The organism is Catenulispora acidiphila DSM 44928 (assembly GCF_000024025.1).
Taxonomy (GTDB): Bacteria; Actinomycetota; Actinomycetes; order Streptomycetales; family Catenulisporaceae; genus Catenulispora; species Catenulispora acidiphila.
This window is the reverse complement of the sequence record NC_013131.1, coordinates 3,997,812-4,023,385: the sequence shown is the minus strand read 5'-3', so window position 1 is coordinate 4,023,385 and position 25,574 is coordinate 3,997,812. Positions and strand designations below refer to the sequence as shown.

The following is a 25,574-nucleotide window of genomic DNA, read 5'->3' as shown; positions in this document are numbered from 1 at the left end:
CACCGGTCGGCGAAAGCCCTTCGAAGCGCTTCGAACACAGCGCTCACCAGTTCGGCAATCCTGAATGCCGACGGCGGATCCGATCTGGCCGCATCCATGAAACTTTCAGCGGCCACACTGCGGCGAACGCCCCTTGAGAAGCGCGCAGCGCGATACGTCGGCGCGCTACGTTGACATGATTTCACCAGCACGCGGACAGTGCTGCCACCGACGTCTACCACTGTGGGGGATCATGCTGTCCAGAACCGCGAGACTCCTGCTCGCCGCAGGTCTTTCCGCATCGGCCATCGCCTTGGGTCCGGTCGCCACGGCGGCCACCGCGACCACGGCGCACGCCCCGAGCGCCGGGCACACGCTGCCGGCCGACACGCGCTTCGCCGTCACGCCCGACAACGAGGCCCAGCGCCAAGCACTGACCGATCTGCAGCACCACGACCTCGCCGGCGCCGCGGCCATGGCGAAGCTGGCCAGCTGGCCCGAGGCGACCTGGTTCACCAGCGGCACGCCGGCTCAGGTGCGCGACCAGGTCCGCGCGACCGTGCGGACCGCCGCGGCCGAGCGTGCCGTTCCGGTGCTGGTCGCCTACGACATCCCGCTGCGGGACTGCAGTCAGTACTCCGCCGGCGGCGCGGCGTCCGATGCCGCCTACCAGCAGTGGATATCAGCGTTCGCACAAGGGGTCGGCTCGAGCCGGGCCGTGGTGATCGTCGAGCCGGACGCGCTGGCGAACCTGCCCTCGGATTGCAATGCCACCACCGACCCGACCGGGACGCTGACCGCCGGGCGCATCGCCGACATCAAGTACGCGGTGTCCGCCCTCGAAGCCCAGCCGCAGACGGTCGTCTACCTCGACGCCGGAAACAGCCAGTGGCACTCTGTCGGCGATATGGCGCAGCGCCTGATCCAGGCAGGCGTCGCTCAGTCCCAGGGCTTCTTCCTCAACGTGTCCAACTACCAGCCGACCGACCAGACCGACCAGTACGGCACCTGGATCTCCAAGTGCCTGTGGTTCGCCACCGACGGTCCGGCATGGGCAGCCGGACACACCGACTACTGCGCCAGCCAGTACTACTCCTCGGCGGCGCCGAACGACGGAGCGCCCGGCGACGCGGTGTCCCCGACCGATGCGAGCACCTGGCACTGGACGGACGCCTGGTTCGACCAGAACGTCGGCACTCCCCCGCCCGCGCAGCTGACCCACTTCGTCGTGGACACCAGCCGCAACGGTAAGGGCGCATGGACCCCGGCGCCCGGCAAGTACACCGGCGACCCCCAGACCTGGTGCAACCCTCCGGGTCGCGGCATCGGCGCCACGCCGACCGCCGCCACCGGCGTCCCGCTCGTCGACGCCGACCTGTTCATCAAGACGATCGGCGAGTCCGACGGCAGCTGCACGCGCAGCACCGCGGGTCCCGGCGACCCCGAATACGGCGGCACGGTGGACCCGGCGGCCGGCGCGTGGTGGCCGGCCCAGGCACTCGGCCTCGTCCAGGACGCCGTCCCGACGCTGACCTTCAATCCGCGTCTGCTTCCCTGAACCGCCTCGGCGCGGCCGGACTGAAAAACGCCGGCCGCGCCGAAGGCCGCGGCACCGATCCGGTGCTGTCCCGCAACGAGATCGGCGGCATGAACAGGCGATGCCCGGCGGGCGCGTCCGGATCGGCGATGTGCTCGGCGAGCAGTTCCACCGCGACGGTACCCATCGCCAGCGACGGGACGTCGGCAGCCGTGAGCGGCGGATGGAACTCCTCAGCCCACTGATGTGCGGCGATCCCGGCGACGGAGAACGTCCTCGGGATCTCATGGCCCGCGCGCTCCAGCGCGCGCTGCACACCCGGCAGCGCCGCCTCATTCACAGTGACGATCGCGGTCGTGCTGGGGCGCGTCGCCAGTATCTCCGCCACGCAGCGCTCGCCACCGGCGACGTCGTCCTCACAGCAGAACTCTGATCCGCTGACTCCGCGCCGAGCGACCGCCTCGGCGAACCCGTCGCGGGCGCGATGGCCGGGACTGTAGCCGGCGGCCATCAGCGCGGGCGAGCGGTTGACGAGCGCGACATGCCGGTGACCGAGGTCGGCGAGATGATCGACGCAGCGGCCGACCAGCGCCGCGTAATCCATGTCCACCCACCACGTCGCGTCAGGGTCGCGGACGCGTCCGATCGTCACGAACGGCACCCCGCTCTGCGCGACCCTGGCCACCCGGGAATCCTCCATGAGGATCTCCATCAAAATCACGCCATCCACCCGCCGACCGCTGATCAGACGCTCGAGCGAGCGGTCACGGTCGCCACCGGACGGCGAGAGCAGCACATCAAGATCGACCCGCGCCGCAGCCTCCACGACGCTGCCGACGAAATCCAACTGCATGGACGTCAACCGCGGCCCGGCCGGCGGGATCACCAGCCCGACCGTGCGAGTCCGCCCCTCCTTCAACGCGCGCGCCGAAGCATTGGGGCGATAGTCCAGCTCGTCAATGACCTGCTGAATCCGCCGCCGCGTCTCCACCGAGACCGGCCGTTTCCCACTGAGCGCATACGACACGGTGCTGCGCGCCACCCCCGCACGACGCGCGATCTCTCCGATGTCCATGGCCCTCCGCGCTCGGCAGGTCGAATCAGTACGCTGATCGGAAGTCTACGGCTGCGTAGAAGCTCCCTTATCAGCGAACTCGCGCGCTCGGCATGCCGACACCTATTGGCCGTAGGTGGGACTAGGCTTGGCGTCATGACTACCGGGATGGCATTGCGCCACACACGGATGGGTGACCCGGTGCTCTTCTGAGCGCCGTGCGGGCCGGTGCGGGCTCGCTGTCCGATCGAGGATCCCGCACTGCCGCGCGGGCTCCGCCTCCGTCGTGTTGATCACAGTTTCCAGACATCAACCACGACAGGAGAAATCATGCCCGCCAAAACATTGCAGATTCCCACCGCAGACGGCCAGTGCGACGCTTTCGCCGCCTTCCCCGACGGTGGCCGGCAGCACCCGGGAGTGCTGATGTACGCCGACGGCTTCGGCATCCGGCCCGTACTGCGGGAGATGGCCCGCGAACTGGCCGGCCACGGGTACTACGTGCTGGTCCCCAACTTCTTCTACCGGCACGGCCCGGCACCGGTGATCGACCTTCCCGAGCACATCGGAGAAGAGGCCCGGCCCGCGGTCTTCGCCCGGCTGATGCCCATGATCCGGGAGCACACCGCCGAACGTTCCCTGGTCGACGCCGAGGCCTACCTCAGGTTCCTCACCTCACAGCCCGAGGTCGGCGCGGGACCGGTCGCCCCGTGACCGGGTACTGCATCGGCGGCCTCCTGGCGGTACGCACCGCCGCGGCCCACCCCGGCCAGGTGGCCGCCGTCGCCGGATTCCACGGCCCGGTGGGCGCCGACGGACCCGGCAGCCTCGCCAAGCTGACCGCCCAGGTCCACCTCGGCCACGCCGAAGGCGACATGACGCCCGAGGCCCTCGACGAGCTCAACCAGACCCTGGACGCCGCAGGTGTCGACCACACCTCCGAGATCTACCCCGGCACCGTCCACGGCTTCACCATGTCTGACACCGATGCCTTCAACCCCGCCGCGCTGCAACACCATTGGGACCGCCTGCTCCCCCTTCTCGCCCGCACTCTGGTCACCAACTGAGGCTCCGATCACACCGGCACGGTCCCTGCGATCACTACTCTGCGCAGACAACAGGGAGATCGCCGAGACCGTGCCGAGGACACCACCATGCCCAGTGACTGGGGCTGTTGCGCGTTGAGAGGCGCCGCTTTTCAGAAGCCTCCGGAGACGTAGTCGAACCAGTCGAAGCGGACTGTGCCTGCCGTGGCGTACATGCCGATGACGCGGCCGGTGAAGCCGCCGGCGACTTCGGTGGAGAGGTAGCGGCCGTCGAGGGCCGCCAGGACCGTGGACTCGCCGTAGGGGTCGGTGACGGCGAAGGAGACGGTGTCGGGTCCGGTACGGGCGTCCTCGGCGTGGTTCTCGGTGATCAGGACACTGAGGGTGAGGGGACCGGGTGCGACTGCGTGGGATGCCACGGTCGTGCGCAGTGGGCCGATGCGGGCTATGACGTGGACCTCACCGTCTCCGCCTGCCTCGATCTCGTAGTGATGGTGCTCGTCGAGGCGGACGGCCAGGCCGCCGCGGCCGGCGGAGGCGTTGATCAGGACCTCGGCGCGGCATGCGGGGTGCTGTTGGCGGCGCCCGACGAAGACGACGTCCGCAACGTCCAGCGAATCGCCCCGCGCGCGCAGCGTCAGCCAGCCGGGCCGATCGGTCGTGGAGCACAGGTTCTCGGGACGGTCCCGCAGCGAAATCCACAGCGGCCGCAACACATCGGCGTCGAAGTCGTCGCGGACCGGCTCGACCTCCGGCTCCTCCACCGGCCACGGCAGCGCCGAGAAGTCCGAGACCACTTCACCCACCACCGGCCAGCCGTCGACCCACTCCACCGGCGCGAGAAACGTCTCCCGCCCCAGGACGTGCCACCCCGGCGTCACGCCGCCGGGACGCACGCCCAGGAAGACCATCCACCACGAGCCATCAGGGCCCTGAACCAGGTCCGCGTGCCCGGTGTTCTGCACCGGATGCTCCATACCGCGATGCGTCAAGATCGGATTCGCCGGACACGCCTCAAACGGCCCAGACGGCGCCGGTCCACGCGCGATCGACACCGCATGCCCACGCTCGGTACCGCCTTCAGCGATCAGCAGGTACCAAAACTCACCGATGCGGAACAGGTGCGGCGCCTCCGGAGCCTTCGCCCCTGGCGTACCCGACCAAATCCGGTACGGCTCCCCGAGAATCTTGCCCGTCTCCGGGTCCAGACGTACCTGCGAAACTCCCGCAACAGTGCACCAACAGCTGCCGTCCTCATCCCACGCCAAATCCGGATCGATACCCGGCACACCAGGCAGCATCACCGGTTCCGACCACGGACCAGCCGGATCGGTCGCGGTGACCACCAGGTTGCCGCCCTCAGCACTGGCATTCGTCGTGATCAGCCAGAACCGGCCGTCATGATGACGCAGCGTCGGAGCATAGATGCCACCAGAGGACGACGCCCGCGACAACCGCAACTGACTCGGCCGGTCCAACGCGTTGCCGACCTGCCGCCACCGCACCAGATCACGGCTGTGAAAGACCGGAACCCCCGGGAAGTACTCAAAACTGGAGCACGCCAGGAAGTAGTCCTCCCCCACCCGACACACACTCGGATCGGGATGGAACCCGGGCAGAACAGGATGCGCAGCAGTGTCGCCCATGGTCGCATCAGTCTTTCTCGTCGAAGCGCTTCGATAGGTTCCCGGATAGGCTACAGCCGACCCGCGTGCGCAGCGGCGAGTATCAAATAGGCGCTGGCGGTCCACGTGTAAGCCCGATCGCGCAGACCCGCGCCGGACAGGGCATCGAAGTTCTCTGCGAAGCCGGACTTCTCGCACAGCGCCCGGAACCGGCTGCTGACCTCGTCGGCGAGCCCGGTGAAGCCGGCCCGTCGAAGCCCGTCCTCGATCAGGACGGTCGACGGCGCCCAGATCGGACCACGCCAGTAGCCGTCGGCCTCGTAGTGCTCCGACGACGGTCGCTCGGTCGCCGGACCGTGCTGCGTCAGGTGCGCCTCGATGTCGCGCGCCAGCGTGTCCCGGACGTCCTCAGGCAGGCTGTCGCCGAGCACGATCGCCATCAGGTCCAGCAAGCTCGTGCTCGCCGTCGCCTGTCCCGTCGCGGCGGCGCGCGCCACGAACCGTCCGTCGCGCCACAGCTCCTTCAGCATCGCGGCGCGCACTCCCTCAGCTTCGTGCCTCCACGTCTCGGCGTCCTCGCCAAGCTCAAGCTCGTCAGCAAGCTCTGCGAGCCGGTCCAGCTGCAAGATCAGGAAGGCAGCCAGATCCGATGTCTGGACAACGCGATCGGCGTCGAAGGTGGTCGCATTGTCCCAGCCGCTGTCGTTGCCGTGCTGATAGTGCGGCAGCGCCTGGCCCGGAACGCGGCGTGCGGACAGCCAAAAGCGTGTCCACGCCGACAGTTTCCCGTAGACGTCCGCCACCTCGGCCCGGCTCAGCTCACGCGGCAGCCTCCCGCGCAGATGTCCCAGAGCCCAGCCGTGGATCGGCGGCTTGACGTAGTTGTAGAGGATCTCCGAATGCGTCACCGAATCCGGCAGCGCACCGCTGTCGTCCTGGTGGTCGAACGGTATCTGGAACTGACTCCACGCCAGCTCCGGCGCGCCGGCGGCCAGGGCGATCGCGTTGAAGCAGTGGTCCCAGCTCCAGACCTTGTCCATCCAGTGCTTCGACATCAGGACGCCGGGCCGCGCCAGGAATCCCGCCGGGCGGACCGTCGCCGACCACAGGACGTAGACAGCCAGCTCGGCGGCCGGAGTGTCGACAGTACGCCAAGGAGCAATCTCGTCCACGAACTCTGAGAATCGACCCGCGACGTTCTTCAAGACGTCGTCGAACGCCGCACCTCTGCGATAGCGAGGCCGGGCGCTGTCGAACTCCTCGATAGCGATCTCCCACGCTTGAGCGGCAGCCAGATCCAGACCGCGTTCAGCGGTGCCGAGAGCTTGCAGCCCGAAGACCTCGCGCGGCTCCCCCGACAACACCGTGATCCGGTAGCGCCGTCCCGTCTGATACAGCGTGTAGATGTACGACCCGTCGACCGGATCCCGGTAGAAGTAGGGCCCGCTGAACGGCGTGAGGCGAGGATCGGCGGCGTTCACGCGAAGGCCCAAACCCTTGCCGTCGCCTCGGACGCGCACCGTGTCGTCGGTCTCGTAGACCAGCTCGATCACAGAGTCCTGCCACGCCCAGGCGAGCCGGGCCGGCGTGGCCGCGACGGACGCCTCGATGCGGGAGCCGGAGGAATCGGTCGGCGTGAAGCGCAGGACCGCGTGCAGTCCGTTCTGGTGGGAGACGAAGTGGAGGTCGTCGGCATAGGTGGCCTCGGCGATCACCGGCGAGATGCCGAACCATGATCCGTGGTGGCTGAACGGGATGTCGCGGATGTCGAAGGTCGGAAGGGCACCGGCGATGGTCATAGTGGTCTTTCTGTGTACGGGCGCGGACGGGCTGCGTCGGCGGCGGACTAGTCCTTGACCGCCCCCGCGGTCACGCCGGCGGCGACGTAGCGCTGGGCGACGACGAGCAGGACGGTGGCCGGGACCGACGCCACGACCGCGGTGGCCATGATGGCGTTCCACTGCTGGTTGTTGTTGCCGATGTAGTGGTAGATGCCCAGGGTGATCGGCTGCGCGCCGCCCTGGCCGTCCAGGGTGTTGGCGAAGATGAAGTCCGACCACGCCCACAGGAACGCGAACAGCGACACGGTCACCACGGCGTTGCGGCTGACCGGCATGACGATCGACCAGAACGTGCGCAGCTGCCCGGCGCCGTCGGTCTTCGCCGCCTGCAGCAGCTCCGCCGGGATCCCCGTCATGAACGCCGCGAACACCAGCGTCGCGAACGGGACCGCGATCGTGGAGTCGGCGACGATCAGGCCCGCCACGCTGTCGAGCATCCCCAGGTTCAGGTAGATGGCGTAGAAGCCCATCGCCATGATGATGCCCGGGATCATCTGCGCGATCAGCAGCGCGAAGCTGAGGATCCCGCCGCCGCGCGGGCGGAGTTTGGCCAGCGAGTAGCCGGCCGGCGCGGCGACCGCCACCGTCAGCACCACCGTCCCCAGGCCGATGAACAAGCTCGTGCCCAGATACGGCATCTGCTGGTGGAGCACAGCGCGGTAGCCGTCCAGGGTTCCGTGGACCGGGAACCAGTTCGGCGGCGTCTTGCGCATGTCCTGGTCGCGGGTCAGGGACTCGTTGACCATCCAGTAGACGGGGAACAGCATCAGCGCGGTCAGCACCAGGCCGACGGCGGTCTTCCACCACGTCGTCCGCGGACGTCGGAACGCGGTCATCACGCCTCCCGCTGCTTGCGCTGGGCCCGGATGTAGATCAGCCCGAAGGCCAGTGCCATCACGACCAGCAGGTTGCCGACCGCCGCGCCGGGTCCGAACTCCGGCAGCAGATTGCCGAAGCCCAGCTGGTAGGACCAGGTCGCGAAGGTCGCCGAGGAGCCCGCCGGACCCCCCTTGGTCATGATCCAGATGATGTCGAAGACCTTCAGCGTGTAGACCAGCCCGAGCAGCAGCGTGATCGCGGCGACCGGGCGCAGCAGCGGGAAGGTGACCTTCCAGAAGCGCTGCCACGCGGTCGCGCCGTCCAGCTCGGCCGCCTCGTACAGCTCCGGGGAGACCGCCTGCATCCCGCTGTAGAGCATGACCAGGTTGAACGGGATGCCGATCCACACGTTCGCCACGATCACCGACACCAGCGACCACTTCGGCGAGGTGAGCCAGTCCACCGGGGCGATCCCGAGGCCGTGCAGCATGTGGTTCACGACGCCGGAGTCGCTGTTGAGCATCCACGACCACGTCGAGGCCGACACGATCAGCGGCAGCAGCCAGGGCACGAGGAACAGCGCGCGCAGCGTCGCCGAGAGCCGGAAGTGCCGGCTGAAGAACACCGCCAGGCCCATGCCGATCCAGAACTGGAACAGGATCGACGCGCCGGTGAACACCAGCGTGTGGATCAGCGCCGGGCGGAAGGCGGGGTCGCTCAGGACCTTGCGATAGTTGTCCAGGCCGGTGAACGGGGCGCCGCCGTGGACGAACGAGCGCACCGTGTAGTGGTGCAGGCTCAGCTCGATGTTGCGGTACATCGGGTAGGCGTAGAAGGCCAGCAGGTAGATCGTGACGGGGGCGAGGAACGCCCAGCCTGCCCAGTTCGCCGTGCCGGGGCGCGGACGGGACCCCCGTCCGGGGCGCGCGGCCAGGGCGGCTGCCCCGCGCGCGCCCCGGACGGGCCGCGTCCGGTTCTGTGTGGTCGGGTTCATGAAGGGGTGCCTTCGTGGTCCGGCATCACTTGGTCGCCGCGGCGGCGGCGTTCTGCGCGGTCGTCAGCGCCGACTGCGGCGAGGCCGAGCCGCTGAGCGCGGCCTGGACCGCGGTCCACATCGGCTGGGAGATCTTCGGGTACTTCGTCCCCAGGTCGTCGCTGGTGCGTCCCTTGGCCGCGGCGACCGCGGCGACCCACGGCTGCAGGGCGGGGTCGGCGGCGACCTGCTTGGCCTGCACCTGCGGCGTGGCCGCGACGTAGGACAGCGTGGTGTCGGTCGCCTGCGCGTTGTCGGCGCTGGTCAGGCAGCTCACGAGCTTCTGCGAGGTCGCGTAGCGGTCGGTCTTGTCCTGGACCGGGACGGTGACGAACTCCCCTCCCGTCGGCGCCGCGGCGGTTCCGCCGTTCAGCGCCGGGATCGGGATGATGCCGTAGTCGAACCCGGCCTTCTTGGCGTTGGCCAGCTGCCAGGTGCCGTTCTCGCTGAAGGCGTACTGCCCGGTGGCGAACTCCTGCCAGCTGGTCGTCTGGGTGTTGTTGATGACCGAGTTCGGGGCGTAGCCCTTCTTCAGCCAGTCCGTCCACAGCGCCAGCGCCGAGACCCCCTGCGGGGAGTCCAGCTTCTTCAGGTCCGCCCCCGACCCCCAGAACCACGGCAGGAACTGGAAGCTGCCCTCCTCGGTGCCGATCGCCGAGAACGTGATGCCCTTCTTGCCGGCCGCGGTGACCTTCGCCAGCGCGGCGGTCAGGGTGGACCAGTCCTTCACGGTCGAGATGTCCACGCCGGCCGCCGACAGCACCGCCTTGTTGTAGTACAGCGCCAGGGTGTTGGCGCCGATCGGCACGCCGTAGGTCTTCCCGGCGAGCTGCCCCGCGGCCAGCAGGTTCGGGGCGATCGCCGTGGTGTCCAGATGCGTGGTGCCGGTGTCGGTGATCACGCCGGCGTCGGCGAGCGTGGAGACCACCGGGTTGTCGACGATCAGCACGTCCGGGGAGTTGCCCTGCTGCGCGGCCAGCAGCACCTTGGTGGTCAGGTCGGTGGTGTCGAAGCCGGTGCGCTTGACCGTCACCCCGGCCTGGCTGCCGCACTTGGTCAGCAGCTGGGACCAGGCCGAGCCGTTGTCGAACTGCGGGTAGGGGTCCCAGACGGTGAAGGTTCCGCCGCCGCCGCCGGCCGCTGCGGAGGTTCCGCCACCGGAGGCGGCCGATCCCGTCGAGCTCTTGGACGCCGAACAGGCGCCGGCTGCTCCGGTGACCGCCAAAGCCAGACCGGCCGCTGCGACACGCCGGGCTATGGACTGGGCTTTCATAGTCGTTCCCTTTCGATCCGCTGCCGCCAGGCAGCTGATGGTCTCCGCGTCAGGGCGCGGAGGATGGGATATCTGGGTCCGCGCGAGAGGGTGGCGGCGGAACACGACTTGCTTCTGGTGCTTGATTCGGCTGCGCGTTTCGGCTGTGTGATTCAGCTCTTTGGTTCAGCTCTTTGGTTCAGCTGCTCAATGCAGCCGCTGGACTCAGCTGGTTGTTCTCAGATGGGTTCAGCGACCCGGCTCGGTGAAGCGACTCAGTTGCCTGATTCCGGCGCCGGACCGGCGCTCGCCCGCAGGGACACCGGCGGGGCGAGCAGGACGTGCCGGGGCGCGGCGCCGGGGGCGGCGAGCAGTTCCAGCAGCAGTTCCACCGCGACCCGGCCCATCTCGGCGGCCGAGACGTCGGCCGAGGTCAGCTGCGGGGTCACGGCCGTGGCCCAGCGGCTGGCGGCGATGCCGGTCACCGAGAAGTCCAGCGGGACCTTGCGGCCGTGCGCGGCCAGTCCCCGGTACAGCCCGCCGAGCGCCGCCTCGTTCACGGTCACCACGGCGGTGGTCTCCGGGTCGGCGGCCAGGATCCGGGCGACCACCTGCTCCCCCGACGCCGCGTCGTCGCCGCACAGGTGGGGCGTCCCGATCACGCCCTGGTCCGCGCAGGCGTTCTCGAACCCGGTCAGGCTGCGGTGCGCCGACTCATACCCCGCGCGGAACAGCCGCTCGGAGCGGTTGACGAACGCGATCCGCCGGTGGCCGAGCTGCGCCAGGTGGCGCACGCAGGATCCGACCAGCGCCGTGTAGTCCATGTCGACCCAGCGGGTGCGATCCGGCGTGCCGGTGCGCCCGATCGTGACGAACGGGAACCCGGCGTCGGTCAGGTAGTCGACCCGCGCGTCGTCCAGCCGGATCTCCATCAGGATCGCGCCGTCCACCCGCCGCTCGGCCACCAGTCTGCGCAGCCCTTGGACGCCGTCGCCGACCGAGCCGGCCAGCAGCACGTCGTAGCCGAAGCCCGCCGCCGCCTCGACCAGCGAGCCGATGAAGTCCAACTGCATGTCGGTGTAGTGGCTGCTGGCCGGCGGGAACACCAGTCCCAGGGTGTGGGTCTGACCGGAGGACAGCGCCCGCGCGGTGGCGCTGGGCTGGTAGTCGAGCTCGTCCATCACCGCCTGGATCCGGGCCCGGGTCTCGGGCGAGATCGACCGCTTCCCGGACAGCGCGTACGACACCGTGCTGCGGGACACTCCCGCCCGCCGTGCGATCTCACCGATGTTCACGCGGACTCTCCGATGCCGATGGCGCCGCCGAGGCGGACAGAGTGCTGATGAGGGATACCCGACCGCGGTCCGAATATCGAACCGGTTCGACCCCGAGTGGAAGCGAGGCTAGGCCGCCGCGGGTTCTGTGTCAACCATGTGAACGAGTGGCAACCAACATCGCCAGCACTTCAGGGCCATAAGCCGGCGAGCAGCCGACTTCGCAGCCGTTGACAGCTGCGAAGCGGCACCCTACTTTCTGACGAACCGGTTCGACGTCGCGGCACCCTGCTCGGTGCCGGCTCCGGTCCGACCTTTCGCGACCTTCCACGGCCTGACGAGGCCTCCCCTCATTCCCTGTGCACCACCGTGTTCCGTCACTGACGAAGGACAGGCACCATGGCACACATCACGATCAAGAAATGGCTGGCGACCACCGCGACGGCCGCACTCGCACTGCTGGCCGTTCCCTCCACCGCCGGCGCCGCGACCGAGACGCTCAGCGTGAATCTGGCCGCGCCGGCCGGAGCGATGACCGGCGTCGGCGAAGGCTTCCTGTACGGCTTGAGCCAGGACGGCAGCGCTCCGGGCGACACCTACCTCCAGCCGCTGAACCCCACGCTGATGCGCGGCGGCGGCGCGCGGGTCGCCGGCGACGGCTGGATCGGGGACGGCTACCGTTCCGGCAGCGGCTACCAGGCGCGGATCGCCTCGGTCGTCGCTCAGGCCAAGCGCGTCACGCGGGCTCCGTACCACTCCGAGTACGTACTGATGCTCAGCGATCTGTGGGGCGCCGACCTCACCCAGCCGGGCAATGCCGTCTACCCGTGCGCCAACGGTGATTGCTCGAACTGGATCACGTTCATCGACGACACCGTGGCCGCCATGAAGTCGGCGGGCATCACGGTCACCTACGAGCCCTACAACGAGCCCAACGGCGGTGGCTTCTTCCCGCCCGGAATCGGCACGCAGTACTGGCAGATGTGGAACAGCGGCGTGAAGGAGATCCGGCGTCTGGCGCCTGGTGCGCGGATCGACGGGCCCGCTTACGCCGGCGGTCCGACGACGGACTTCCAGACGTGGATCCAGACGGCGAAGGCGGCCGGGACGCTGCCCGACGTCATCAGCTACCACTTGGAGGGCGGCGGCACCGAGGATCCGGTGGCTGCGGTCGCGCAAGTGAACGGGTACCTGGCGGCGGACGGCATCAGCGGAATCACGCAGTCGGCCAACGAGTACATCCCTGAAGGCGTGCAGAATTCCGCGTACACCGCTTGGTCACTGGACCGTTTCGCGCAGTCCGGTATGGCGACCGCGGCGCGAGGGGAATGGACGAACTGCTGCGCTTCCGGCGATCTCGGGGTCATACTCACGCACACCGGCGGGGCTTTGGTTCCGTCTGGGCAGTACTGGACGTACCGCGCCTACGCCGACCTGACTGGGACGCGGGTGTCCACTACCGGTAGCGGGAACACCGCTGTCACCGCTGCGATCGACAGTGGGAAGAAGCAGGTCGCGGCGCTGATCGGGGACTCCGGCGGATTCGTCGGGCAGGCCACTGTGTCTGTCGGCGGGTTCGGGTCGGTGCCGTGGCTGACTTCTGGTGGCGCTACGCATGTCGAGGTCGACCGCATTCCGGATGTGGCTTCGCTGAACAGTCCGCAGACCGTCTTCAGCGGGAATGTGACCGTCGCCAACGGTTCGGTGACCGTGCCGATCACAATGGGCGACCGCAATGGCGCCTATGTCATGTTCCTGACTCCGCCCGGGTCTTCTGCCGCCGATGTCACGACTGACGACGCGGTCACTTCTGGCACTGACCACTTCGGCTACAGCGCGGGATGGGGCACCGCTTCCGGCGTGGCGGATCTGCACAATGGGACGGCTCACTGGAGCAGCACCGCGGGTGGGACGGCGACGTACACGTTCACCGGCGGGGATGTCACCATCTGGGGCGTCAAGGATCACGACCAGGGCATCGCAGGCTTCTCCGTCGACGGCGGACCGGTCACCTACGCCGACGACTACGCCACCACCCGCGCCGCTCAGGCGCCGCTGTGGTCCAGCAGCGGCTTGGGCGCCGGCACGCACACGGTCACGGTCAGCGTCACCGGAACCAAGAACTCTGCCAGCAGCAACGACATCATCGCCCTGGACGACGCCACGGTCAGCCCGAACGTCGCGACCATCGACGACGCCACCACCAGCGGAACGAACCACTTCGCCTACAACGGCACGTGGGGCGCGGCTTCAGGCTTCGGCGACCTCTCCGGCGGAACCGTCCACTGGAGCAACACCATCGGCTCCACCACCACGCTGGCCTTCACCGGCACCGGCGCGACCGTCTACGGTGTGAAGGACGTGGACCAAGGCATCGCTACCTACTCGGTGGACGGCGGCACCGCCCGCAGCGTCGACCACTACAGCGCCACCCGAACTCCGGGCGCGAGCCTGTTCGCCGTCTCCGGGCTCTCCTCCGGCAACCACACGATCACCATCACCGTCACCGGCAGCAAGAACGCCGCGAGCACGAACGACATCATCGCGTTGGACTCGGCAACAGCGTTCTGACACCTCGCGCTGAGAGACCTCTCAGCTCGGCGATCCGGTCCGATCGGATCCGGTCCGGGCCTTGCCTTCACGGCGCGGCCCGGATCGGTGGCGCGCGGAGATCCGGCGTCCGGTCAGGTCGAACCGGTTCGTGCTTACGCCGCGCGTTCCAAGACCGATGCGCCGCAGTCGACGAGTACCTTCACGTCGCCGCCTACCTCCAGGGATTCGAAGGCGCCTAGGGCGTCGATGAGAGGCACGATTCTGCTGATCAGTTGATCGGCGGGGATGGTGCCCGCGTCGATGAGTCGGGCAGCGGTTTCGAAGTCGGCACGCTCGTAGAGACGGGCGCCGATCAGGGTTTGTTCCTGCCATACGAAGCGGTGGAGGTCCACTGGCCGGAGGCCGGGGTGCATGGCCACGAGGCACAGGCGGCCTCGGACCGCCAGCGCGTCCACTGCCGTCTGCACGCCGGGCTCGGTGCCCGAGGTTTCGAAGGCGATGTCCGCGCCGGTGTGCTGCGTCCAGTCGCGCAGGCGCTCGGGGACGACGTCGGTGGTGGGGTCCCACGCGTTCAGGCCCAGCTGCTCGGCCAGGCGGCGGCGCTGGGGATTGCTTTCCACCACCCGCACCTCGCCACCGGATGCCCGCGCGACCAGGGCGATCAGCAGCCCCACCGGTCCGGCGCCGACCACGAGGACCCGATCGCCGTGGCTCACGCCGGCGCGGGCGACGTCGTGCACCGCCACCGCTGTGGGTTCGACCAGCGCGGCACGGTCCAGGGCGAGGGAGTCAGGAAGGCGGACGAGTGTCGAGGCGAGCACGGTCCACCGTTGCTGCATCGCGCCGGGCGAGTCGATGCCGATGAACGCCAGGTTCTGGCAGATGTGCCGGTATCCACGGCGGCAGGCGAGGCAGGTGCCGTCCCAGCTCAGCGGCATCACGGTGACCGGGTCGCCGGGAGCATAGCCCTCGACGCCCGGTCCTACGCGGACCACGCGTCCGGACATCTCGTGGCCGATCACGGCGGGCGCCTTGACGCGCGCGTCCATGTCGCCGTGGAAGATGCGCAGGTCGGTGCCGCATATGGCGACGTAGGCCGGAGCCAGCTCCACCTGTCCGGGACCCGGAGGCTCGGTGTCGGCCGGGCGGGTGGTCAGGGTACGGGCGGCGGTGTAGCGCACTGCCAGGGAGGTCATCGTGTCAGCATCCTTCTGTGATCGGGCTCGGGACGGCGCGAGTCAAGATCACGCGAAAGCTTCCCGGGCGCTCCCTCAAGCGCCCGGGAAGCCTCTCGGCTTCACTGGTCTATGAGCACGCGGCTCCGTTGACGGTGAAGCTCGAGGGTGAGGTGTCGTTCGCGGTGAACGTGCCCTGGAAGCCGAACGAGGTGTTGGCTCCGGGGGCGATGGTGGCGTCGTAGGCGACGTTGGCGGCACTGACGGCGGCGCCGCTCTGGGTGGCGGTGGCGCTCCAGGCGTTGGTGATCTTCTGGTCGCCGGGGAAGCTCCAGCCGACGGTCCAGCCGTTGATCGCCGCCGTACCGGTGTTGGTGATCGTGACGTTGGCGGTGAAGCCTCCTGGCCATTCGTTGGTCCTGGTGTAGGCGACATGGCAGGTGCCCGGCGTGGTACCGCCGCCGCCGGAGACGGTCCAGGTGAACGTCGCCGAGCCGGACGCGCCGGTCCCGTCGGTCGCGGTCACCGTCGAGGTGGAGGTGCCGGCTGCGGTCGGAGTGCCGGAGATCAGCCCGCTGGAGGAGATCGACAGCCCCGCCGGAAGACCGGTCGCGCTGTAGGTCAGGGACTGTCCGGTGGCCGAGTCGGTGGCGTGGACCTGCACGGCGCTGATCGCGGTGCCGACGGTGGCGCTCTGGTTGCCGGGGCTGGTCACGGTGACCGTGTTGCCGGTGGTGGTGCCGCTGCCGTCCAGGCCCATGAAGTGGATGGCGTAGGCGGCCATCTGTGTGCCCTGGATCGGCAGCTGGTGTCCGGCGCCGACGATGCTGTACGCCTCGACCTGGGTGGTGCCGGAGGCGTTGTTGTAGCGGGTGCGGTTCCAGTTGGCGACCGGGGTGTCACTGGACGACGGGGTCTGACTCACCCCGTCCACGTTCGTCCACTGCTTGATCTCCTCACCCAGATTGTTGTAGTTCAACGTGGTGTCGGCAGTGCCATGCCACAACTGCATCCGCGGACGCGGACCGGTGTAACCGGGATCCCCGTCATTGCGCACGAGGTCGCCCCACTGCTGGGCGGTCATGGAGACCTGGCCGTTGGCGCAGGGCGAGTTCCAGCCGCGCACGCTGCCGGTGTAGAAGCAGTGGTAGGGCACGCCCATGAACGCCGCACCAGCCTTGAACACATCCGGGTAGTCGGCGAGCATGACGTTGGTCATCATCCCGCCGGAGGACTCCCCGGTGACGAACACCGAGTTGGCATTCCCGCCGTAGTGCTGCTCGGTGTAGGTGATCATCGACATCAGACCCACCGGATCGCTGCCGCCGTTGCGTTTCAGCGCCTGATCGGAGGACACATCCCAGCAACTGCCGCTGGGGTTGGTCTGCGGGTAGATGACGATGAACCCGTACTGATCGGCCAGCTTCCCGAAATCAGTACTGGAGTACATGTACGACGCAGTGCCCTGACAGCCGTGCATCGCCAACAGGATCGACGGGTTGGGCTTGACGTTGTTCGGCACATACACATACATCGCCAGGTTGCTCGGGTTGGTCCCGAAGTTCGTCACCTGCGTCAACGACGCGGCAGCAGCCTGCGGCGCGGCAGGCAAACTCACAGCGACAGCAGCCGCCACTGCCGCGAACAGACCGAGCAGGCGGGTTTTCACAGAACGGGATCGCAGCATGGGACCTCATAGTCCGTGGGCGAATGATGCTGACATCAGTCAGTTAGCCCCGGTATCGGATGATTCGTCAACGCTGGTTCGGCGTGCATGTGTCGGAGCTGGGCCGCAGCGCCACAGCACTCGGAAGTTTCACCGGCAGACCCCTCAGTCGCCCGCACTCTGACCGAGTGCGATCGCCGACCACGAAACCGGCGGCAGTTCGACGGTGAGCACACCGTCGGACAGCGTCGCGCCGGTGTTCGCCCGCGGAACCACACGCAGAGGCTCGGCGAGCGTGTTCTTCGCGTAGACGTCGGAGTCGGCAAGCGTGAGCGCCTCGAGGACACGGGACAGACCAAGGCTGCGCACGTCGACCGTGACCTGCGCGCTCTGCGTCAGATCGCGGTTGACGAGGAAGACCGCGGCCCGATCCCCATCCACGGTCGCCACCGCGTCGACGACGGACGCCTCGCCATATCGTGCCGTCGTATACGTCGGCGCGTCGATCACCGGCCGGATCACCTCCCCGGCGGCGAGCCGGCTGGTGATGGAGAAGGGATGGAAGGTCGTCTGCCGCCAAGCCGGTCCGCCGGGCTCGGTCATGATCGGTGCGATCACGTTGACGAGCTGCGCGAGCGACGCCGACGTGACACGGTCGCCGCGCTTGAGGAGCGTCATCAGCAGGTTGCCGACCACGACGGCGTCCGCCACCGTGTAGACGTCCTCAAGCTGCCGGGGCGCGTGACGCCACTCGTTGTCGGCCTCTTTGGACTTCTCGGACTCCTGGTGCTCCTTGAGGTACCAGACGTTCCATTCGTCGAAGGAGATGTCGATCTTCTTGCTGGAACGCTTCTTGTAGCCGACATGGTCGGCGGTCGCGATCACCGTGTCGATGAAGTACTCCATGTCCAGCGCCGAAGCCAGGAAGGAGCCGAGATCACCGTCGAGCTCCTGGTAGTAGGCATGGCAGGACACGTAGTCGACATGGTCATAGCTGTGCTCCAGGACCGTGCGCTCCCAGTCGCCGAACGTCGGCATCCCCGATCCGGAGGAGCCGCAGACGACGAGTTCGAGATCCTTGTCAGCCATCTTCATCGCCGCGGCGGTGCGGGCGGCGATCTTGCCGTAGTCCTCCGCGGACATGAAGCCGGTCTGCCAGGGTCCGTCCATCTCGTTGCCGAGGCACCACATGCGCACGTTGTGCGGATCCGGCGCGCCGTTGGCGATCCGCAGATCCGACAGCGCCGTGCCGCTGGGATGGTTGGCGTACTCCAGCAGGTCCAGGGCGGGCAGGATCCCCCGCGTGGCGACGTTCACCGCGAGCATCAGCTCCGAGCCGGTGAGCTTGAGCCACGCGGCGAACTCGTCGAGACCGACCTGGTTGGACTCCAGCGAATGCCACGCGAGGTCGCGCCGTACCGGGCGCTTCCCGCGCGGACCGACCGAGTCCTCCCAGCGGAAGCCGGAGACGAAGTTGCCGCCGGGATAGCGGATCGTCGTGCTGCCGAGCTCCCGGACGAGGTCCACGACGTCCATCCGGAACCCGTCGTCGTTCGCGCTCGGATGGTCCGGCTCGTAGATCCCGGTGTAGACACAGCGTCCGAGGTGCTCGACGAACGAGCCGAAGGTGCGCCGCCGGACCGGGGCGACGACCGCCTGCTTGTCGAGCACGATGTGCGCGCGGGGCATGGCCGCCCCTCAGCCCTTCACCGCGCCGGTGAGCCCGCCGACGATCCGCTTCTGGAAGATGGAGAAGAAGACCAGTGCGGGCAGCATCGCCAGCGAGGTGAACGCGAGCACCTTCGCGGTGTCCTGCGAGTACTGCGAGGAGAACGCCTGGACGCCGAGCGGCAGCGTGAAGTTCGCCTGCGTGTTCAGGATGTACAGCGGCAGGACGTAGTTGTTCCAGCTGCCGATGAACGCCAGGATCCCGACGGTCACCACTCCTGGCAGCGACAGCGGCATCACCATGCGGAAGAAGAACCCGAGGCGGCTCGCGCCGTCGATCGTCGCGGCCTCCTCGATCTCCTTGGGGATGGCCCGCAGGAACGGCACCAGGATGATGACGGTCGTCGGCAGCCCGAAGGCGATCTCCGGGATGATCACCCCGGCCAGGTTGTCGACCAGGCCGAGGTCCTTGATCACGATGTACAGCGGGGTGATCGCGATGACCAGCGGGAACATCAGTCCGGCGGCGAACAGGGAGTACATCGCGCCTTTGAGCTTGAAGTCGTAGCGCGCGAGCACGAAGCTCACCATCAAGCCGAGGATCACGATGCCGAAGGTGCTGGCCAGGGCGACGACGGCGGAGTTGGCGAACTCCCCCCAGAAGGTGTTCGACTTCAGCACGTTGGCGTAGTTGCTGAACACCCAGGGATGCGGCAGGCCGGCCGGGCTCGTGGTGATCTGCGAGTTCGTCCGGAATCCGCCGAGCACGATGTAGAGCACCGGCGCGATGCAGACCGAGATGAACACCAGCGCGATGAAGTAGACAGCCGGGCTGCCCCACTTCGCCGGCTTCTCCTGACCACCGCGCCGTTTGCCGGACCTGGGCCTGGCGGGCGACGGGAACCAGTCGGCGGTCCGCGCGCTCATCAGCTGACTCCTTCGGTGATGGCGCCCCGGAGGTCCCGGCGCAGGACGAAGCGCTGGTAGATCAGCGCGACGATGAGAGTGATCAGGAACATCACCACGGCGACGGCGCTGCCGTACCCGTAATTGCCCGCCGACCGGCCCTGGGCGACCATGTAGATCGCCATGGTCGAGGTGCCCGCGGTGCCCGAGACGTACTGGCCCCAGATGATGTACACGAGGTCGAACAGCTGCAAGGAGCCGATGATGGACAAGAACGCCCAGATGCGGATCGTCGGCCCGAGCAGCGGCAGCGTGATCCGGCGCTGCATCTGCCAGTAGGAGGCGCCGTCGATCTGCGCGGCCTCGAAGAGCTCGTCGGGAATCGACTGCAGACCGGCGAGCATCAGGATCACCGCGAAGCCGATGTACTTCCAGGAGATGATCGCCATCAGGGTCCAGATGGCGAGCTTCGGGTCGGCGATCCAGTCCTTCTGCAGCGACCCCAAGCCGATGTGTTTCAACAGGTCGTTGGCGGCGCCGGTGCTCTGAAGCATCAAGGACCAGCCGGTGCCGACGATGACTTCGGAGATGACGTAGGGCACGAAGATCAGGACCCGGATGATCGCCCGGCCGCGGATTCTCTGGTTGAGCAGGATCGCCAGGATGATCGCCAGCGGACCCTGGATCACCAGCGAGAGCACCAGGATCATCAGGCTGTGCCACAGGACCTGTTGGAACGCGGGGTCGGTGAGGATCAGCCGGTAGTTGTTCAGGCCGACCCAGTCCGTCGCGGCTCCGTAGCCCTGCCATTTGTAGAAGCCGTAGTACGCGGCGAGCACGACCGGAAAGATCACGAACGCCACGAAGACGATGATCGGCGGTCCGGACAGGACCGCTATCTCCAGTCGCATCCGGCCGCGGCCGCTGCGGCGGCGCACGGCCGGAGCCGGGGAGGCCGACGCGGCCGCGTCCCCGGCTCCAGCCGTGCCCTGCGACTGGCGGTCGGCGGCCGTGTCAGTACCCAGGGTGTCGCTCATTGTGGGCGCACTCAGCCTCTCGCGGCGGCGCTGTTGGTCGCCGAGACGATGTTCGCCGCGCTGCCCTTGCCGGCCATCAGGCTCACCACGGCCGTGTTCATCGCGTTGCCGACGTTCTGGCCGAACTGGGTGTCAAGGTATTGCATCGCATAGGCGGCCTTGCTGAACGCCTGCAGCGTCGAGACGTTGTACGGGTCGGTCACGGCGTCCTGAGCCGCCGGGTTGACCGGGATCGCGTCGAAGGCCTTGGCGTAGGCCTCCTGCTCTTCCTTGGTCGCCAGGAATTCCAGGAACTGGAAGGCTTCCTTGGGCGCCTTCTTCGACACCGAGTAGCCGTCGGCGCCGCCCATGATGGCGGTCGGGTCGCCCTGGCCGCCGGCGACGGCGGGGAAGGGGAACCAGCCCAGGTCCGGCAGCGGCTTCTGGTCCGGGGTCAGGCTCGCGATCACCCCGGGGTCCCAGTTGCCCATGAGTTCCATGCCCGCCTTGTGGTTCGCGAGCAGGCCCGCCGAGGACCCCGCGCCCTGCTGCGCCGAGGTGGTCAGGAAGCCCTTCTGGAAGGGATCGGACTTCAGGAACGCGGCCACGTCGTCGCCGGCCTTGGTCCAACAGGGATCGCTGAACTTCAGCGACTTGGCGGTGCTGGTCATCGTGGCCTGGCTGCACTCGCGCAGGGCGAAGTTGTAGTACCAGTGCGCCGCCGGCCAGGCGTCCTTGGCGCCGACCGCGATCGGCGAGACGTTGATCGCCTTGAGCTTGGCCACGTCGGCCTCGAGCTCGTCGATCGTCGTCGGCGTCGCGGTGATGCCGGCCTGCTGGAACAGGTCTTTGCTGTAGTAGAAGCCCTCCGGCTGGGTGTCCATCGGCATCGCGTAGACCTTGCCGTCGAGCGATTCGGCGGCCAGCGCCGCCGTGCCGACGTTCGCCTTGTCGGTGGCCGAGAGATCCAGCTCCTGGATCTGGCCGGCGGTGACCATCGCCTGCATCTTGCCGCCGCCGCGCTGCAGGAAGATGTCCGGCGCGGCGTTCGCGTTGAGCGCGGTCTGCAGCTTGCCGTCGAGATCCTCGTTCTGGATCGTCTGGACGTTGATCGTGACGTTCGGGTGCTGCGCGTGGTAGTCCTTCGCGGCGGTCAGGAAGAACTGCTGACCGGGACCGGTGGTCGAGTTCTGCCAGACGGTCAGCTTGACCTGCCCGCCGCCTTGCGAACCGCCGCCGCCGCTGCTGCCGCTGCCGCCGCCTCCGCCGTTGCTGCTGCCGCCGGCACAGCCGGCGGCGGCCAGTGCCGCGCTCAAACCGAGCACGACGGCTATCACGTTGCGCGTATTCCTCGTCACTGTAGGAACTCCCTGTCCGTCGTCATGGTCGCACCTGGATCCTGGGGGGCAGTGGGGGCGAATGGGTTTGTGAGAACGCCGGGAGCGCCGGGCCCCAGGGGATGGCGATGAGTTTGCGCGCACGTTTCCGTCGTGTCAATCGTTGTCGATAACGATTTCTATCGCTAAGTTGGCCGCGTGCACCAACCCAGAGTCACCATTCGCGATGTCGCCGAGCAGGCCGGGGTATCGGTCGCCACGGTGTCCAAGGTCATCAACCAGCGCTACGGCGTGGCCGCGGACACCTCGGCCCGTGTCCAAGCCGTGATCAGCGAACTCGGCTACGAGGCGAGCCTGGTCGCGCAGAGCCTGCGCAACCACCGCACGAACGTGATCGGCATCCTGGTCGCGGACCTGGAGCCGTTCAGCACCGAGCTGCTCAAGGGCGCCGCGGACGCGATCCGCGGCAGCGGCTTCGAGCTGGTCGTCTACAGCGCCGGCGGCCGCACCGGCGACACGGTGGGCTGGGAGCGGCGCTACCTCTCGCGCCTGTCCGGCACGCTGGTGGACGGCGCGGTGCTGGTCACGCCCACGGTCGTGGACGTGCACTACGGCGCGCCGGTCGTCGCCGTCGATCCGCACACCGGCTCCTCGGGCTTCCCGACGGTCGACGCGGACAGCCTGCGCGGCGCGCGCCTGGCGACCGAGCACCTGGTGAGCCTCGGGCACCGGCGCATCGCGATGCTCGCCGGCCGCGCGGATCTGGAGTCTGCGAAGCTGCGCGAGCAGGGCTACCGCGAGGCGCTGGCCGGCGCGGGTCTGCCCTTCGACGACTCGCTGGTCCGCGTCGGCGGGTACGACGCGGACCTGTCAGCGCTCGCCGCACACGAGTTGCTGACCCTCGCCCACCGCCCGACCGCGGTGTTCGCCGCCAACGACGTCACGGCGATCGCCACCATCGAGGTCGCGCGCGACCTCGGGCTGCGGGTCCCCGCGGACCTGTCGGTCGTCGGCTTCGACAACATCCCCGAGTCCGCGCTGTGCAGCCCGCAGCTGACCACCGTGAACCAGCCCATCCGCACGATGGGCGAGCGCGCGGTGGAGATGCTGATCCGGCTGATCCGCGGGGAGCCCGTGGACCGCACGCATCTCACGCTGGTCACGGAGTTGGTCGTCCGCAATTCGACCGCCCCGGCGTGATGGATTCCCCACCGCACCACCAGTGCTCCTCGATAGCGCTCCCCGAGTAAGGAAAGCCGCACATGGCCATGGAAAACACCGCCGTCGCCGACCTCTGGCGCGACCCGGCCGCCCCGGCCGCCGACCGGATCAAGGACCTCATACCGCGCATGTCGGTGCGGGAGAAGGTGGCCCAGCTGTACGGGGTCTGGGTCGGCGCCGACGCCACGTCGGGACAGGTCGCGCCGTTCCAGCATTCCGCGGAACTGCCTGCCGCCGACTGGTCCGACGTCCTGCGCGACGGCGTCGGGCAGCTCACCCGGCCGTTCGGCACCGCGCCGGTGGACCCGGTGGCCGGGGCGCGCGCCATAGCCAACACCCAGCGCGAACTCACCGGGACGAACCTGGGGATACCGGCGCTGGTGCACGAGGAGTGCCTGACCGGGCTCGGTGCCTGGCAGGCGACGGTCTACCCCGCGCCGCTGTGCTGGGGAGCGAGTTTTGATCCGGACCTGATCCGCGAGGTCGGCGAGCGGATCGGCACCACGATGCGGCGCTTGGGAGTGCACCAGGGACTGGCTCCGGTGCTGGATGTCGCGCGGGATCTGCGCTGGGGTCGGGTCGAGGAGACCATCGCGGAGGATCCGTACCTCGTCGGGACGCTCGGTGCGGCCTACGTCCAGGGCCTTGAGTCGACGGGCATCATCGCTACGCTGAAGCACTTCGCCGGCTACAGCGCCTCCCGCGCAGGGCGCAATCTGGCGCCGGTGTCGGTCGGTCCGCGCGAGATGGCCGATGTGATCCTGCCGCCGTTCGAGATGGCGTTGCACGCTGGGGCTCGCTCGGTGATGAACTCCTACGCTGACAACGACGGGATGCCGGTGGCCGGCGACCCCGCCATGCTGACCGATCTGCTGCGGGGCACGTACGGATTCACCGGGACCGTGGTGTCGGACTACTTCGCGGTGGTGTTCCTGCATCGTCTGCACCGCACCGCCGGTTCCAAGGGAACAGCTGCCGTGCAGGCGCTGCAAGCGGGCATCGACGTCGAGCTGCCGACCGTGGACTGCTTCGGAGCGCCGCTGATCGCGGCGTTGGAGGCCGGCGAGGTCGATGTGGCGCTGGTGGATCGGGCGCTGGAGCGGGTGTTGCTTCAGAAGTGCGAGCTGGGACTGCTCGATGCGGACTGGTCGCCCGAGGCGCCGATTCTTTCCGAGCAGGACCCGCGTCTGGACGATGAGGAGTCCCGGGCACTGGCCGGCCGGTTGGCACGTCGCGCGATCGTCCTGCTGCGCAACGAGAACGGCGCGCTGCCGCTGGCTCCGGGCAAGCGGGTGGCGGTCGTCGGGCCGCGCGCGCATGTCGCGGACGCCGCTTTCGGCTGCTACTCCTTCCCCCGGCACATCGGGGTGCACCATCCGGATCTCGCGCTCGGGATCGAGGCGCGCACCGTTCTTGAGGCGCTGCAAGCCGATCCGGCCGGCTATGTAGTCAGCTACGCCCAAGGCTGCCCGATACCCGACACCGAAAGCTCGGTGCGGTTGCGCGCTGAGCGCGCGGCGGCCGAGGGCGGGGCGGTTGGCGGCGAGGCGGCGGACACCGTGGACGAGGAATCGTTGCGGGCGGCAGGTGATCAGCAGATAGCCGAGGCGGTCGCGGCGGCGCGGGAGGCAGAGGTGTGCGTCGCGGTTCTCGGCGACGTCTCGGGCTTGTTCGGCAACGGGACCTCCGGCGAGGGCTGCGACGCCTCCGATCTGCGTCTGCCCGGTCGTCAGGGTGAGCTGCTGGAAGCGTTGCTGGGTACCGGAACGCCTGTCGTGCTGGTGTTGCTGGTGGGTCGGCCGTACGAGCTGTCGCGGTACGCCGACCGGCTCGCGGCGGTGGTCTGCGGATTCCTGCCGGGCGAAGAGGGCGCGAACGCTTTGGCGGATGTGCTCTCCGGGCGGGTGGACCCGGCCGGGCGGCTGCCGGTGGGCTTCCCGGCGGAGGGTGCGAATCAGCCCTCGACGTATCTCACCGCCGCGCTGGGTCTGCGCAGCGATGTGAGCACGGTCGACCCGACGCCGCTGTATCCCTTCGGCCACGGTCTTTCCTACAACCCGGCGGTGTGGACCGACATCGCGCTGCCCGAAGGCGAGGCGTGGCCGACGGACGGCACGCTGCGGCTGGCGGTGACGCTGCGCAACGACGGCGCGTCGGCGACCAGCGAGGTCGTCCAGGTCTACCTGCACGACCCGGAAGCCGAGGTGGCGCGTCCGGTCCAGCAGCTGATCGCCGCGCCGCGGGTCGATCTGGCGCCGGGGACGACGCGCACGGTGCTCGTCGATCTGCCGGCCGACACGACGTCCTACACCGGACGCGCCGGACGGCGGATCGTCGAGCCGGGCGAGGTCGAGCTGTGGGTCGGCGCGTCCAGTCGGGACATCCGCGCACGGCTCGCCGCGAGCGTCGTCGGGGCGCGCCGCGAGGTCGGATTCGACCGCGCGTTCCAGCCCGAGGTGAGTGTCGTCGAGGGCTGAGGAACGCCGCGGACCGGTGAAACTTTCGCGGCGGCGGGGCTCGAGGCGAAGGTCACAGCATCGCGACGGCGCGTAGCTTGCCCGATCCAGGTCGG

17 protein-coding genes and 1 pseudogene are annotated in these 25,574 nt (G+C 68.5%); 5 read left to right on the top strand and 13 right to left on the bottom strand.

The window, feature by feature from the left end; all coding sequences use genetic code 11:
- Nucleotides 1-232: 232 nt before the first annotated feature.
- Complete coding sequence (locus CACI_RS17895) at nucleotides 233-1,537, top strand: glycoside hydrolase family 6 protein (RefSeq protein WP_015792235.1); 1,305 nt, start codon at nucleotides 233-235, stop codon at nucleotides 1,535-1,537.
- On the opposite strand, the gene CACI_RS17890 is transcribed toward CACI_RS17895, so the two are convergent.
- Entirely contained in the window at nucleotides 1,515-2,591 is a 1,077-nt protein-coding gene (locus CACI_RS17890; RefSeq protein WP_015792234.1) for a LacI family DNA-binding transcriptional regulator, read from the bottom strand. The genes CACI_RS17895 and CACI_RS17890 overlap by 23 nt on opposite strands.
- A 309-nt stretch (nucleotides 2,592-2,900) precedes the next feature.
- Between CACI_RS17890 and CACI_RS54225 the strand changes: the two are divergent.
- A pseudogene (locus CACI_RS54225) lies at nucleotides 2,901-3,637 on the top strand (dienelactone hydrolase family protein).
- Nucleotides 3,638-3,768: 131 nt separating this feature from the next.
- On the opposite strand, the gene CACI_RS17880 reads toward CACI_RS54225, so the two are convergent.
- From CACI_RS17880 to CACI_RS17855, 6 genes are all read right to left on the bottom strand, one after another.
- Nucleotides 3,769-5,262 (bottom strand): glycoside hydrolase family 43 protein, encoded by a 1,494-nt coding sequence (locus CACI_RS17880; RefSeq protein WP_015792233.1) that lies wholly within the window; start codon nucleotides 5,260-5,262, stop codon nucleotides 3,769-3,771.
- Nucleotides 5,263-5,312: 50 nt separating this feature from the next.
- Complete coding sequence (locus CACI_RS17875; RefSeq protein ID WP_015792232.1) at nucleotides 5,313-7,040, bottom strand: amylo-alpha-1,6-glucosidase; 1,728 nt, start codon at nucleotides 7,038-7,040, stop codon at nucleotides 5,313-5,315.
- Nucleotides 7,041-7,087: 47 nt separating this feature from the next.
- The gene (locus CACI_RS17870) at nucleotides 7,088-7,918 is read right to left on the bottom strand and encodes a carbohydrate ABC transporter permease (RefSeq protein WP_015792231.1); all 831 of its coding nucleotides are present in this window, start codon (nucleotides 7,916-7,918) and stop codon (nucleotides 7,088-7,090) included.
- On the bottom strand, nucleotides 7,918-8,895 hold the full coding sequence (locus CACI_RS17865) for a carbohydrate ABC transporter permease (RefSeq protein ID WP_015792230.1): 978 nt from the start codon (nucleotides 8,893-8,895) through the stop codon (nucleotides 7,918-7,920). Before CACI_RS17865 ends, CACI_RS17870 begins: the two co-directional genes overlap by 1 nt.
- Before the next feature lie 25 nt (nucleotides 8,896-8,920).
- The gene (locus CACI_RS17860; RefSeq protein ID WP_015792229.1) at nucleotides 8,921-10,207 is read right to left on the bottom strand and encodes a sugar ABC transporter substrate-binding protein; all 1,287 of its coding nucleotides are present in this window, start codon (nucleotides 10,205-10,207) and stop codon (nucleotides 8,921-8,923) included.
- Nucleotides 10,208-10,461: 254 nt separating this feature from the next.
- Entirely contained in the window at nucleotides 10,462-11,481 is a 1,020-nt protein-coding gene (locus tag CACI_RS17855; protein ID WP_015792228.1) for a LacI family DNA-binding transcriptional regulator, read from the bottom strand.
- A gap of 378 nt (nucleotides 11,482-11,859) precedes the next feature.
- Here CACI_RS17855 and CACI_RS17850 point away from each other — a divergent pair, with 378 nt between their 5' ends.
- Entirely contained in the window at nucleotides 11,860-14,031 is a 2,172-nt protein-coding gene (locus tag CACI_RS17850; RefSeq protein ID WP_015792227.1) for an autotransporter outer membrane beta-barrel domain-containing protein, read from the top strand.
- A gap of 134 nt (nucleotides 14,032-14,165) precedes the next feature.
- On the opposite strand, the gene CACI_RS17845 is transcribed toward CACI_RS17850, so the two are convergent.
- The 6 genes from CACI_RS17845 to CACI_RS17820 form a co-directional block, all read right to left on the bottom strand.
- On the bottom strand, nucleotides 14,166-15,209 hold the full coding sequence (locus CACI_RS17845) for a zinc-dependent alcohol dehydrogenase (RefSeq protein WP_015792226.1): 1,044 nt from the start codon (nucleotides 15,207-15,209) through the stop codon (nucleotides 14,166-14,168).
- 109 nt (nucleotides 15,210-15,318) lie between these two features.
- A complete protein-coding gene (locus tag CACI_RS51230) occupies nucleotides 15,319-16,806 on the bottom strand; it encodes an extracellular catalytic domain type 1 short-chain-length polyhydroxyalkanoate depolymerase (protein ID WP_223297567.1) in 1,488 nt (495 codons plus the stop codon).
- A 213-nt stretch (nucleotides 16,807-17,019) separates the two neighbouring features.
- Nucleotides 17,020-18,543, bottom strand: a complete 1,524-nt coding sequence (gene arfA, locus CACI_RS17835; protein ID WP_015792224.1) for an arabinosylfuranosidase ArfA — start codon at nucleotides 18,541-18,543, stop codon at nucleotides 17,020-17,022.
- A gap of 9 nt (nucleotides 18,544-18,552) precedes the next feature.
- Entirely contained in the window at nucleotides 18,553-19,449 is an 897-nt protein-coding gene (locus CACI_RS17830) for a carbohydrate ABC transporter permease (protein ID WP_015792223.1), read from the bottom strand.
- On the bottom strand, nucleotides 19,449-20,465 hold the full coding sequence (locus CACI_RS17825) for a carbohydrate ABC transporter permease (RefSeq protein ID WP_015792222.1): 1,017 nt from the start codon (nucleotides 20,463-20,465) through the stop codon (nucleotides 19,449-19,451). The genes CACI_RS17830 and CACI_RS17825 overlap by 1 nt, the downstream gene beginning before the upstream one ends.
- A gap of 11 nt (nucleotides 20,466-20,476) precedes the next feature.
- On the bottom strand, nucleotides 20,477-21,802 hold the full coding sequence (locus tag CACI_RS17820; protein ID WP_015792221.1) for an ABC transporter substrate-binding protein: 1,326 nt from the start codon (nucleotides 21,800-21,802) through the stop codon (nucleotides 20,477-20,479).
- 177 nt (nucleotides 21,803-21,979) lie between these two features.
- Here CACI_RS17820 and CACI_RS17815 point away from each other — a divergent pair, with 177 nt between their 5' ends.
- Nucleotides 21,980-22,981 carry a LacI family DNA-binding transcriptional regulator gene (locus CACI_RS17815; RefSeq protein WP_015792220.1) on the top strand — a complete coding sequence of 334 codons (1,002 nt, stop codon included), beginning with the start codon at nucleotides 21,980-21,982 and terminating at the stop codon, nucleotides 22,979-22,981.
- A gap of 62 nt (nucleotides 22,982-23,043) precedes the next feature.
- On the top strand, nucleotides 23,044-25,479 hold the full coding sequence (locus CACI_RS17810) for a glycoside hydrolase family 3 protein (protein ID WP_015792219.1): 2,436 nt from the start codon (nucleotides 23,044-23,046) through the stop codon (nucleotides 25,477-25,479).
- Nucleotides 25,480-25,574: the final 95 nt, after the last annotated feature.

Excerpts from the sequence above, each read along its gene's own strand:
- CACI_RS17895 (WP_015792235.1), top strand. The coding sequence starts at position 233 with ATGCTGTCCAGAACCGCGAGACTCCTGCTCGCCGCAGGTCTTTCCGCA.
- CACI_RS17890 (WP_015792234.1), bottom strand. The coding sequence starts at position 2,591 with ATGGACATCGGAGAGATCGCGCGTCGTGCGGGGGTGGCGCGCAGCACC.
- CACI_RS17880 (WP_015792233.1), bottom strand. The coding sequence starts at position 5,262 with ATGGGCGACACTGCTGCGCATCCTGTTCTGCCCGGGTTCCATCCCGAT.
- CACI_RS17875 (WP_015792232.1), bottom strand. The coding sequence starts at position 7,040 with ATGACCATCGCCGGTGCCCTTCCGACCTTCGACATCCGCGACATCCCG.
- CACI_RS17870 (WP_015792231.1), bottom strand. The coding sequence starts at position 7,918 with ATGACCGCGTTCCGACGTCCGCGGACGACGTGGTGGAAGACCGCCGTC.
- CACI_RS17865 (WP_015792230.1), bottom strand. The coding sequence starts at position 8,895 with ATGAACCCGACCACACAGAACCGGACGCGGCCCGTCCGGGGCGCGCGC.
- CACI_RS17860 (WP_015792229.1), bottom strand. The coding sequence starts at position 10,207 with ATGAAAGCCCAGTCCATAGCCCGGCGTGTCGCAGCGGCCGGTCTGGCT.
- CACI_RS17850 (WP_015792227.1), top strand. The coding sequence starts at position 11,860 with ATGGCACACATCACGATCAAGAAATGGCTGGCGACCACCGCGACGGCC.
- CACI_RS17845 (WP_015792226.1), bottom strand. The coding sequence starts at position 15,209 with ATGACCTCCCTGGCAGTGCGCTACACCGCCGCCCGTACCCTGACCACC.
- arfA (WP_015792224.1), bottom strand. The coding sequence starts at position 18,543 with ATGCCCCGCGCGCACATCGTGCTCGACAAGCAGGCGGTCGTCGCCCCG.
- CACI_RS17830 (WP_015792223.1), bottom strand. The coding sequence starts at position 19,449 with ATGAGCGCGCGGACCGCCGACTGGTTCCCGTCGCCCGCCAGGCCCAGG.
- CACI_RS17825 (WP_015792222.1), bottom strand. The coding sequence starts at position 20,465 with ATGAGCGACACCCTGGGTACTGACACGGCCGCCGACCGCCAGTCGCAG.
- CACI_RS17810 (WP_015792219.1), top strand. The coding sequence starts at position 23,044 with ATGGCCATGGAAAACACCGCCGTCGCCGACCTCTGGCGCGACCCGGCC.